The following is a 12,621-nucleotide window of genomic DNA, read 5'->3' as shown; positions in this document are numbered from 1 at the left end:
CCATACGAATGGAACCATCATCAGTTTGGGTTATAAAGCTTGTATGTTTTTCAGCTGTTACACCTGTCATAGGCTGAAACCAATGAGTAAAATGTGTAGCACCCTTCTCTATAGCCCATTCTTTCATAGCATGAGCCACTACATTTGCAACTTCTAAATTTAAACGCTCACCATTTTTTATAGTTTTTATTAGCTTTTTATAAATGTCTTTAGGAAGTTTATCCTTCATAACATTATCATTGAAAACCATGCTGCCGAAAATTTCTGGTATTTTTTTCATTTATGTATTTCTCCAAAAAATTACTATAAAAGTTATAATATAATTTTGCTCATTATATCATTAGCTGAAATTAATTCAAGATTACTATTAGAAGTTATAAAAATAATAATTTATACATTGTTACGTATAAATTGCTTTAATTCATATAATGCTTTCAATGTTTCTTTTCTATTAATATTATTTCTGGTTGAAAATAGAACTTTTATATCATTAATTTCTGAAAGACTCATATAATCATCACTTGCTATCATTTCATAAATATACTCAATTCCCTTCAATATAGCTTCATCATAATTATTAAATCTAAAATATTCATCAGGTAAATTCCAAACAAGAGCTTCCACTATAGAAGGAGTCAACTGATTTATATATTTAATTTCAGAAGAAAATGTTAAAAATATATGCTTAAATAACTTTACTAAATTAACAAAATTACTTCCACAATCATGTTCTTTTTTATCAAAATTTTTATTGTCCAATTTTGGATAAAATATTTCATTCACTCCATCAGTATTTGTAACCAATGCACCTTCAACATTATCATCAAAATTCTTAAAGGCTGGAGTTAATACAATCTTTTCACTTTCATATTCTAAAATTAAAGTAGATGATGTAATATTCACCTTGTTTGAATATAAATCATTATCTTTAATCAATTCTAAAATAGAAGATTTAAATTTCCTAGTATCAGTACTATTATCAGTATCTTCTAGTATAAGAAATACATTAAGATATTCCATATAACTAATATCAGTTCTATTTCTTTTTGAACCAGATGGAATAATAGAAATACTATTAAACTTTTTATGCACAGCTATTAACTTGGATATGAAATCCAAGTTATTTTCTATTTTATAATATGGGTAAGCAGTAAATCCGCTCACCCATTTATTTATATATTCATATAAATCTATGTTTTTGTTCATTTGTATTATACTTTTTTTAGAGCAGCAGCAAGTATTTTATCTAATGGTAAAATCTCATCTACACCACCTCTAGCAATTGCTTCTCTAGGCATTCCGAAAACAGTACAAGTTTCTTCATTTTGAGCTATATTATAAGCACCTGCATCCTTCATTTCTTTCATACCATTAGCTCCATCATCACCCATACCAGTAAGTATTATACCAATAGCTTTATTTTTAGCATAAACAGCACCGCTTCTGAAAAGTACATCTACAGAAGGTTTATGTCTTGTAACAGGCTCTCCATCTCTTACTTCAACATAATATTTACCATTTCTTACTTTAATCATGGTATGTTTAGCACCTCTTGCAAGTATAGCCTGACCTCTTCCTACACTCATACCATCTTCAGATTCAAATACTTCAATTTTAAGAATACTATTCAATCTTTTAGCAAATGAAGTTGTAAAATGTTCAGGCATATGCTGAGCTATAACTATAGGAGGAGCAGAAGGAGTAACATTTTTGAGACATTCTATTAAAGCTTCAGTACCTCCTGTTGAAGAACCTATAAGAATAATTTTATCCATAGGAGTTTCTCTTGAAGGTGTAAGAGGAAGTATAACATCTGCAGTATTTTTCTGATAAACTTTAAATCCTGCAGTTTTAGGTGCTTCTAAACTTATAGAACTTTTTTCTACAGTAGTAGCAGCTGCAGGCTCGCTAGGAACAGAAACTCCATGTTTTCTATAGAATTTTGCTCTGTTTGCATAAGCATTTTTAATTTTTTCTACCAAATCTGTAGCTAATTCTTCAACACCATCTCTAACATTTGCAGAAGGTTTTATTACATAATCAAAAGCTCCAATATTTAAAGCATCTAAAGCTAATTCTCTATGTTTATCTAAAAGAGAACTAAACATTATTACAGGAATTGGATTATTAAGCATAAGCTTTTTTAGATATGTAATACCATCCATTTCAGGCATTTCAATATCTAGAGTAATAATGTCAGGTTTAAGATTTTTGACCTTATTTTCAGCTAAAATTGGATTTGCTGCAGTTCCTATCATCTCTAATGCAGGATCTGAATTAACAATTTTAGTAAGTAACTGTCTAATTAGTGCGCTATCATCAATAGCCAATACTTTAATTTTTGTAGCCATAAAAAATCCTTAATTATTAATATATTAAAACAAAGTGATGTCTGATTTTTCTTCAAGTTTATGCTGTAAATTTTTAGAATACTTAATTTCTTGTTCAGCAGAAAATTCTTTACTTTTACCTTCTAATTTTTTCATAAGAACTCTATTTTCAGTATTGAAAAAGAATACCTTTCTAGGCCAAGAACCTCCGATATCTTCACTAACAATAGGTATTTTTTCATTAGCTAAAAATTTCTTAGCAAATTGTATATTTTTATCTGGTACTTGAAGAATATTAGTAGTCATACCAGAAAGTACATGTCCCCCACCAAATATTTTAGCAGTAAGATTTTCTTTTTTACCGCCTAATTTAATGATTTCGTTTATAAGAACCTCCATAGCAAAAACACCATATCTAGTATTATTATAATCTTCAGCAGGATTTTCCCATTCCCTCATTTCTGGAAGCATAAAGTGATTCATCCCCCCGAACTTCAATTTATTTTCAAAAAGACAAACAGATATACAACTACCTAGAACTGTTTTTATTACAGAGGGTTCTTTTGAAGCATAATAACCACCTATATATATAGTGATCCTTTTAAAATTACTATTAGCCGCTGCTGGAAAATCAATCATTATTACACCCCACTAGTTAAATCTTTTTATAGATATTACTTGCTACATATTTAAATTTATCAGATACCCCAAATAATGTTTCTGAGTGTCCTATAAATACTAAACTATCTTCTTTTAAATATCTATGAAATTTATTAAACAATTCCTTTTGGAATTCTTTATCAAAATAAATAATAACATTTCTACAAAATATTAGATCAAATTGTGTATGAATATCAAAATCTTCGTCTTTAAAATTTAACTGTCTAAAGAAGAGATTTTTCTTCAAAACATCTTTTATTTTATATAAACCTTCTTTATCCCCAGTTCCTTTCAAGAAGTATTTTCTTAAAATATTATCATCTATAGAATCAATTGATTCCTCCTTATACACTCCAGCTCTTCCATGTGCAAGTACATTAGTATCTATATCACTAGCCAAAACTTTTATATCATATCTATCATAATTAGAACCGAAATATTCATGTAAAGTCATTTGAATAGTATAAGGTTCCTCTCCAGTAGAACATGCTGCTGACCATATTCTAAGATTTTTGACTTTTCCAGCTTTAAAACTCTTCTCCCAATCTGGCAGAAATGTGCTTTTCATATATTCAAAATGCTTATTTTCTCTAAAAAAATCTGTTTTATTAGTTGTAACAGCATTTACGAAATTAGTCAATTCTTCATCTCTAGCATTTTTTACAAAATCTATATATTCTCTAAAAGATTCCATATTTAAAGCTCTGAGTCTTTTACTTAATCTAGAAGTTACCAATGCCCTTTTATGATTAGACATCTGTATACGAGTTTTATCATATATTATTTTTACTAATTCTGCAAACTCAGAATCGCTCAGAGCTGGCATATGCTCATTTATATCTTCCATAATTTATACCTCAACGATATTATTATACTCTTTGATTAATTTGTATTATTAGATTTTATTATTTCTTCTATAGGAAGAACCATAATAATTTTGTTTTCTAATCTAATAACATTAGAAATTTGAAGCCCTCTCATATTATCTATAGGTGTTTCTGTCATTTGACTTTCATAAACCGTAATAACATCACTTACCATATCTGCCAATATACCAAATTTTCTATTAGTAGTAGATATTACTATTATAACATCGTCTTCTATAGAATGATCATCTCTTCTATCAAGACCGAATCTTATTCTTATATCAACTATATGAAGAATATTTCCTCTTAAATTCATTAAACCTCTCATAAATTTAGGGCTTCCAGGAACAGGAGTAATATTAGTAACGCCCACAATACCTTCAATACTTAAAACATCAAGAGCATATTCCTCATTATCAATTTTAAATACCAAAAATTGCTGACTAGGTTCTATAGAAATGTTTTCATCATGTTCTAAAGATGTGCCTCCAACCTGAGGTATATTAGCTGCATTTATTTTTTGATTATCTAACATATTAAAATCCTTTTATTTTACGCCGTTGTTTATTTTTCCTTGTAAAGACATATTAACTAGTCCTTGTATATCTATAATAAGGGCTATTCTTCCGTCTCCAAGTATAGTACCACCAGCTATACCAGCATGTTTACTGAATGCTGAATCTAAAGACTTAATAACAACTTGCTGCTGATCTAATAATTCATCAACAAATATAGCACATTTTCTATATCCTGCTTCAACAACAACAACTATACCATCATCTATATTATCTACTTGAGTGTCTATTTCAAATACTTTATGCAATCTAATTAAAGGTAAATATTCATCTCTGATTTTTATCATTTCACCTTTACCTTCAAAAGGCTTAACTTGTTCATTTTTTACTTTTATTTGTTCTATGATAGATATTAAAGGCATAATATATATCTGCTTACCTAAAGCAAAAGTAATACCTTCAATAATTGCTAAAGTTAAAGGAAGTTTGATTATGAAAGTACTTCCTTGACCCTCAGTAGATTTAATTTCTATCTTACCTTTCATTTTTTCTACATTCGCTCTAACAACATCCATACCAACACCTCTTCCTGATATGTCTGTTATTTTTTCAGCAGTAGAAAGACCTGGACTGAATATAGTTCTGTATATTTCTATATCAGAATATTTACCATCTTTAGAAAGAAGACCTTTTTCAACAGCCTTGTTGAATATTCTTTCTTTATTCAATCCATTACCATCATCTGATACCTCTATAACAACATGTCCTTCTTGATGAGCTGCTGACATTGTTATAGTACCAAATTCAGGTTTTCCTCTAGCTATTCTCTCTTCTTTAGTCTTTTCTATACCATGGTCCATAGAATTTCTTATAATATGCTTAAGAGGGTCAGATAATTGCTCCAACATATTTTTATCTATTTCTGTTGTTTCACCTTTCAATACTAATTTTACTTCTTTATTTAATTCTAAATTCAAATCTCTAACATATCTATGGAATTGAGTGAATATAGGACCGACAGGCATCATTCGGATATTCATAACTTCTTCCTGTATCTGTCTTGAAGTTCTATCCATTGAACTTACCGCCTCTTTAAGTCCATTATCTATATCCAAACTTTGAGTAAGCTGCATTATTCTTGACTGAGCAATAACAAGCTCTCCGATTAGGTTCATCAAGCTGTCCAATTTTCTAGTATCAACTCTAACTGTTGAAGGAGCCTGTACTTTTGCAGCAGCTTTAGGCTTAGCAGCAGGTGCTGTTGTTTCAGCTTTCTGTTTTTCTTCTGGTTTAGTAGTTTCTTCTTTAACCTCTTCGGCAGGCTTAGCAGCAGTTTTATCTTGAGTATCTTTATTATCTGCATCATCATCTTTTATACCGATAATATTAATATCATTATCATCTATTACAAATAAGAAAATATTCTGTACCTGTTCTTCTAGAGCATTTGTTGTAAAATCTAAAGAAAACTGAGTATAACAAATATAAGGATCTTCAAGGTTCAAAATTGTAGGTAAACTATTACATTCTATTTTTAAATTACTAATACTTCCTATTGCTCTAAGGTCATTTAAAAACATTAAAGGGTCAATACCATTATCAAAAATAGTAGCTTTAAATCCCATATCTATGTGGAATGAATTATTGCCTCCTGAAGAATCAGATCTGTTTTCGGTTTTTTCACCTTTCACTTCTTCAGTAGTTTTTGGTTCTTCACTTTTAGGTTCAGGTGCTACAGCTTTTGATACATCATTACCATCAGCTATTGCTTTTATTTTAGCTTTTAATGAATCTATATTATTAACACCTTCAGTTTCACTTTTGCCATCTACAATATTTTGAAGCATTAATTTCACAGTATCCAAGAACTCTAATAATACTGTAATCATTTGAGGAGTTACATCTAATTTACCGCTTCTTACTTTTTCCAATAAATTTTCTGCAACATGGTTCAAATCACTCATAGTTGCAAATCCAACTGTACCTGCTGAAGACTTAAGAGTATGAGCACTTCTAAATATTTTATTTAAAAGATCCTCATCACTTTTATTATCTTCCAATAGTACTAAGTCATTTTCAAGACCTTCAACAATCTCATTAGCTTCACTTAAAAATATCGAAATAAATTCATCGCTATCAAACATATATCACACCTCTACCTTTAATAAAATACTTATTTAAAAATAAGATTATTGATAATCAGCTTAAGAAACGTTTTACTACGTCTAAAAGCTGAGTTGGGTTAAATGGCTTTACTAGCCAGCCACTTGCTCCAGCAGCTTTACCCTCCATTTTTTTCTCATCTTGAGATTCTGTTGTAAGCATAAGAATAGGGGTATATTTATGTTGATCCACCTGTCTTACATGCTTGATAAATTCTATACCATCCATTTTAGGCATGTTAAGGTCAGTTATTATCATATCAACATTAGGAGTTTTACCCAAAACTTCTAAGCCTGTAGTACCATCATCTGCAGATACTACAGTATAACCGCCTTTCTTCAAAGTATATTCAACAGATGCTCTAGCTGTATTAGAATCGTCTACAATTAGTATTGTTTTAGCCATACATTAACCTCTTATTCATTAATTATTTTTATCATTAATTATATTTAAATACTCATTAAATAAATTATCCATACCTTCTACTATAAGGTTTTTTCCATTTTTAGCAAGCTCTTTTTTCATTGCATATAATATTTGAAGTCCTGCTAAATCCACATGGGCATCACCATCACAATTAAACTTTACAGTTATATCATTGTTATAATCAGCATTCTTTATGACATTCTTAAAATATTTACTCATAGTCCTTATATTAAGATTATCATTTATTTCTAAAACTGACATATATAAATACCTCCATTACTTTTTTAAAACATAGTAAAATCGCCGCTGTCAGCACCTACATCTATATTTATATCGACATCTGGTGCATCTTCACCAGATAAAATACTATTAGCAATAGCTCTTTCTTTCTTTATAGTATAAGAATTAACTATATCCAAATATTTATCACTTTCTATTTTCCAATTATCTATACCCAATAAATTATAATATTCACTCTTTTTATTTCTTATAACATTTCTCATGCTATTAAAAATTTCTATTATCTCATTAATCTTTGTAAGCAAAGTACTTAATGAACTTAAATCTATCAAAGTTTTATCTATAAGTCCGAATAATTCATCAGCATAACTATCTAATCTTTTAATATTATTATTAATAATAAATTTCGATTCATCTAAACGTTTACTGACACTTTCAGTCATAGATTCTATATAACCATGTTCGCTTGACTGCTGATTTATATTAGATTTAAATTTATTAATAGAACTAAATATAGCAGATTTAATATTATGAAATTGCTCTAAACAAGCATCAACAGTTTCTGTTATGTTAGTAGCTATTGATTCTACACTTTCTATAGAGAAAGTTTGAGAATTATTAAATATATTACTATTTTTCTCCAATTCTATTTTAGCTAAAAAGTTAATAGAGTTAAATGTTTTAGCAATGTTTTTAGTTTCTAAGAACATGCTTTCCAATTCTTCTATAGAGTCTATTATTGCTATATTACTATCTGATATTCTATATTTATTAGTTAAGAACAACTTAAAGTTTTCCAAATATAATTTTATAAAGCCCATATATTCATTAAACAAAGATTCTAAGACTGTAAATGGAAACTCTGATTTTCCTGTTTCACCGCCTATCATATATTCTACGATAGTAGTTCTATCTAATGTAATATCAGCAAGTGCATCTTTCAACCCCTTAAGACTTTTATAAATATCTGAGTTTGTAAGATTTATCTCTTCATATATTGATTTAAAATTTTCTATGATTAATGTTAAAACAACATCATCAAAAGTAAGCAAATCTAATAGTTTATGTTCTAATGTTTGATTTTCTTCTTTTTCCAAATCTTCAGGCTCTATATTTTCAACTTCTTTTCCATAATAATCAATAAAATTTCTATTTTCATATACTATAGAATTTATAGATTCTATAATATGTTCTGTTTGCTGCCTAACTATATCTTCTCTAGGAAGAACCATCATTACTTCAAATATAAAATCATAAGTATTATCTACCCTTGATATTATATCAGATATTACATTAGAAAATACAGCGAAAGAATTAACCATATTATTATGTTCTTTATCAAGCTGTTCTCTCATAATTGCAAAATTCTGTCTTTGAAGTTCATTAGTTTTTAATATTTCAGTTTTAAATGATTCAAATCTAACGAATAATTCCTTACCGATTCTATTCATTTGATTTGCCTGTTCATTTGAAGTTTCAGACATTTTAATTATATTTTTAGATATTTCTCCAAAAGCTTTACCACCTGCACCATATTTAGAAGATATTATTATGGCGTTTAATGAATAAACCTTAATCTGATCCGCAAGCATTCTAATCTGTTCAATGGAATCCATTATATTACTTGTTTTACCAACATCTTCTACTAATGAATCAGAAAGCTCATTATCCTGAGATATAAAACTTTGCATTCTGTCAAAAGATCTAAAGAAATCTTCTTGATTTTCTTCCAAATCATTAGCAAAATTCTTGTTACCTTCTTCTTTGTTAGTAAAATATAGTAGCAAGTTATTGGCTTTTTCATTTTCATTTTTCATTTCTTGTTCAATAAGAGGAAACTTTTCACCTATAAAACTATATACTCGTCCTACTTCTTCTAGAAAAGAATGTATATCTTTTATGGTTGTTTCCAATATTGCAGAATAATCAAGAATATTCTGTTTTATACTATTATCAATAAGATTAGCTGTTGCCACTTTATATGATTCCTAACATTATATAAATTTTATATTACTATATAAATATAACATTTATTATTGCTTTTTGCAAGCAAAATATTTGATTACACAATAATTTTACAATATTTTTTACATAAACTTACTTTTTTATTAACTTAAATCAATAATTTTATTTTTCAAATGTAAATATCTTGCTGTATAATATACTCTGTTTTGTGATTCACGAGTTCCAAAACCAAAACTTCTTTTGCTTATAGAAAGTATAGGAGGGGCTTGAATTCTTTTAGATATTCCCATACCCATAAATTGTTTCCACCATCTTTCCAAATCATCTATAAAATCTATTCCATTTTTGAAATATTTATTTAATATACCAGCCTTACAGCCTAACTTATTTTCTAAAACTCCATCTATATAAAACTCTAATATATTTTCTAAAATATACCTATTCCAAGATTCCGTTAGAAATTTAAATAAATAATCATGATATTCATATTTTATAGGATCACCTTTTCCTTCATCTACAGCCTGATCAAATGAAAGTTCAGCACTAGGTATTATATTTATTGTACCATATGGAATAATTTCTTTCTTATAAATTTCATTGTTAACATAATTGGCTAATCCGTATACTTGATATTTCCATAAATCAGCCAAACAAGCAAAAAATCCAGCACCATCTCCATACATAGTAGAATAACCAACCATAGTTTCAGTTTTATTAGCATTGCATGTAAATACGCCTCCAAAACCAGCTGCAATAACAGATAATACCCTAGAAGATCTATCTCTTGCCTGTATATTTTCTATAACAAAAGATGATAACTTAAGATTATTCTCTTTGCCGTCTTTTATAATAGGGGAGTTCTCCAATTGTTTTACAGTATAATCCACTGATTCCTGTATCGGTACTACCATATAACCACAACCCAAATTATCAGCCAATGTTTTTGCTAAATTTTTTGTGGTATCAGAATTGAATTTACTAGGCATATTTACAAGTAAAACATTATCTTTACCTACTGCATCAACATACATAACTGCTGATAATGCTGAATCAATACCCCCTGAAACTCCTATAACAAATTTATTAACTCCAATAGATTTTACAAATTTCCTTATACCATAAATAATAGTATTATATATAGATTTATATTCATCTTCATCTTTTATTTCTATAGATTTTGAAAATTTCTTATTTTTTATATCCATATCTATAAAATATAAATCTTCTTCATATCTATTACCAGCAAATAGTAAATTACCATTATTATCATAAACAGAACTTACTCCGTCAAATGTATATACAGACTTACCATTATTTTGTATTCCAACATTATTAACATATATGAAAGGCATATTATATTTAGAAGCAATTGCTCCATGCATATTATGTCTTTCTGTATCTTTAATCAATGAGTAATGACTGCTTGATATATTAATAAGTAAATCTACATCTTTATTTGTATTAATAATATCCATAGGAGAATATAGATAATTTTTACTCCATATATCTTCGCATATAGTTAAACCTAACTTTATTTTTTCACCATTGCATTCTATTTCTAAAGGCTTTAAATACTCTTTTACATCAACTTTATTTTCAAATGCTAAATCTCTTAAACTAAAAAAATGTCTAGAATCCTCAAATTCTTTATAATTTGGAAGTAATGATTTTATTATAAAAGGATATTCTGTGCTATTATTATGTATCAATTTACCATCTTTAGCCACAAACATAGCATTATATTTTCTAATTCTTCCATCAAAATTCTTTTTATTTCTATCTGCAGCAACATTTCCAAATATCACATATATATCTTTAGATGATTTTATAATTTCATCTCCAAGCTCTTCACATTCAGCTATAAACCTCTCGCTTTCCCACATATCTCCAATCATATATCCAGTAACACATAATTCTGGAAATATTACAATATCAGCATTTTCTTTTTTAGCCCTGCTTATGAAACTTATAATTCTAACCGCATTATCGCAAGGCATAGAAGGTATTATTTCTAATTGTGAAATTGCTATTTTCATATTTAAATAACTCCAAATATATTAAATAATAAGCTATAAAGAAAAAATATAATAAACCGTTATATATTATAATAAAAATTATTGATTTAGTCTAGTATATATTAGTATACGATATTATAAAAAAATTATATTTTTATTATAACTCTAAATTATAGTTTTTATATTAAATGATTGTATTTTAAATATTATGGAATAACACATATCTTAAATAAAATATAATAGACAATTATATAAAAATAATATTAAAATATATCAATTTATAAAGAATATATATAACAAATTAAAGTAAGAAAATAAAAAAATAACTTGAAAAAAGTATTATAAGTGATAGAATAAAAAAGCAAAATAATGTTTTAATTTATTCTAACAAAATTTTATTAAGAATAAATATTAATTGAGGGAAAATTAATGCAAACAAGAGTATATAAAGCAGGTTCTATAGTATATTTTACAGGTGACACCTCAGACAGAGTTTATATCTTAAAGCAAGGTCAGGCTCAAAGCATATTCTTATCAGAGGAAACAGGTTATGAAACTAGAGAACTTATTAATATAGGAGAATTTTTCGGAGTAAAAAGTATACTTGGTACTTATCCGCAGGAAGATACTGTTCAATGCTTGACGGATTGTGTAGTTATTATTATTACTTATGAAGAATTTGAAAGCTTGGTAGAGAAAAATAAACCTATAATCATAAAAATGTTAAAGGTATTTTCTAATCAGCTTAGAAGAATAAATAAAAGAGTAAGTGAACTTGTTGAGAATGATATAAGCGAAGAAAGTTTAGATCCTTTAGAAGGCTTATATGGAATAGGGGAGTTTTATTTTAAAAATAAAAAATATAGAAATGCACTTTATGCATATAAAAGATATATACAATATGCTGATGAAGATTCTTCATTCTATAATACAGTAAAAGAAAAGATAGAAGAATGTAAAGATGAACTTGATATTACTGATGACAGTGATATAGCCCCTCCTGTTTCAAATACTCCTGTTTCTAGATCAAAGACTCAATCATCAAAAAGTGAAATAAAAGATCCTACTTATAATAAAGCCGTTGAATTATATGATAATAGCGATTATGTTAATTCTTTAAAAACATTTAACACTTTAATAAAAAGCACAGATGTTGCTATTGCAGAAAATTCAATATTCTATATGGGAAAATGTTATTTTAATATAAATAAATATGATAATGCTTCTACTGTATTATTATCAGCAATTAAAAAATATCCCAAATCTTCAAATGTTAAAGAGGCTATACTCTTTTTAGCTAAAAGCTGCGAAGCAAATGGAGATAAAACTAAAGCAAAAGCATATTATCAGAAGGTTATTTCAATGCCTCCTATGGATAATTTTTCAAAAGAAGCAAATGCTAATATATCACAATTATAATTTGATTTTTAATTAAAAAGGA

At 27.6% G+C, this 12,621-nt stretch carries 12 protein-coding genes; 1 reads left to right on the top strand and 11 read right to left on the bottom strand.

Annotated elements, in window-relative coordinates; all coding sequences use genetic code 11:
* The 11 genes from Q1J76_RS04855 to nadE form a co-directional block, all read right to left on the bottom strand.
* Positions 1-280 (bottom strand): glutamine synthetase III domain-containing protein (locus Q1J76_RS04855; protein ID WP_300367617.1); only part of this gene is annotated, 280 nt, incomplete at its 3' end.
* Between the two features lie 110 nt (positions 281-390).
* The gene (locus tag Q1J76_RS04850) at positions 391-1,206 is read right to left on the bottom strand and encodes a nucleotidyltransferase-like protein (protein ID WP_300367614.1); all 816 of its coding nucleotides are present in this window, start codon (positions 1,204-1,206) and stop codon (positions 391-393) included.
* A 5-nt stretch (positions 1,207-1,211) separates the two neighbouring features.
* A complete protein-coding gene (locus Q1J76_RS04845; protein ID WP_300367611.1) occupies positions 1,212-2,351 on the bottom strand; it encodes a protein-glutamate methylesterase/protein-glutamine glutaminase in 1,140 nt (379 codons plus the stop codon).
* A 24-nt stretch (positions 2,352-2,375) separates the two neighbouring features.
* Positions 2,376-2,969 (bottom strand): chemotaxis protein CheD, encoded by a 594-nt coding sequence (locus Q1J76_RS04840; RefSeq protein WP_300367608.1) that lies wholly within the window; start codon positions 2,967-2,969, stop codon positions 2,376-2,378.
* A gap of 16 nt (positions 2,970-2,985) precedes the next feature.
* The gene (locus Q1J76_RS04835; RefSeq protein ID WP_300367605.1) at positions 2,986-3,837 is read right to left on the bottom strand and encodes a CheR family methyltransferase; all 852 of its coding nucleotides are present in this window, start codon (positions 3,835-3,837) and stop codon (positions 2,986-2,988) included.
* 35 nt (positions 3,838-3,872) lie between these two features.
* A complete protein-coding gene (locus Q1J76_RS04830; RefSeq protein WP_300367602.1) occupies positions 3,873-4,391 on the bottom strand; it encodes a chemotaxis protein CheW in 519 nt (172 codons plus the stop codon).
* A gap of 12 nt (positions 4,392-4,403) precedes the next feature.
* Positions 4,404-6,515, bottom strand: coding sequence for a chemotaxis protein CheA (locus Q1J76_RS04825; protein WP_300367599.1), 2,112 nt, complete (start codon positions 6,513-6,515; stop codon positions 4,404-4,406).
* A 55-nt stretch (positions 6,516-6,570) separates the two neighbouring features.
* Positions 6,571-6,939 carry a response regulator gene (locus Q1J76_RS04820; protein WP_300367596.1) on the bottom strand — a complete coding sequence of 123 codons (369 nt, stop codon included), beginning with the start codon at positions 6,937-6,939 and terminating at the stop codon, positions 6,571-6,573.
* 18 nt (positions 6,940-6,957) lie between these two features.
* Positions 6,958-7,221, bottom strand: coding sequence for an anti-anti-sigma factor (locus tag Q1J76_RS04815; RefSeq protein WP_300367593.1), 264 nt, complete (start codon positions 7,219-7,221; stop codon positions 6,958-6,960).
* A 23-nt stretch (positions 7,222-7,244) separates the two neighbouring features.
* A complete protein-coding gene (locus Q1J76_RS04810) occupies positions 7,245-9,176 on the bottom strand; it encodes a chemotaxis protein (protein WP_300367591.1) in 1,932 nt (643 codons plus the stop codon).
* 132 nt (positions 9,177-9,308) lie between these two features.
* Positions 9,309-11,201, bottom strand: a complete 1,893-nt coding sequence (gene nadE / locus Q1J76_RS04805; RefSeq protein WP_300367588.1) for an NAD(+) synthase — start codon at positions 11,199-11,201, stop codon at positions 9,309-9,311.
* Positions 11,202-11,609: 408 nt separating this feature from the next.
* Here nadE and Q1J76_RS04800 point away from each other — a divergent pair, with 408 nt between their 5' ends.
* Positions 11,610-12,599 (top strand): cyclic nucleotide-binding domain-containing protein, encoded by a 990-nt coding sequence (locus Q1J76_RS04800; protein WP_300367586.1) that lies wholly within the window; start codon positions 11,610-11,612, stop codon positions 12,597-12,599.
* The last annotated feature ends 22 nt before the right edge of the window (positions 12,600-12,621 follow it).

The organism is Brachyspira sp., from assembly GCF_029258575.1.
Classification (GTDB): Bacteria; Spirochaetota; Brachyspiria; order Brachyspirales; family Brachyspiraceae; genus Brachyspira.
The sequence above is the reverse complement of the archived record's forward strand: the minus strand, read 5'-3'. Positions and strand labels throughout refer to the sequence as shown.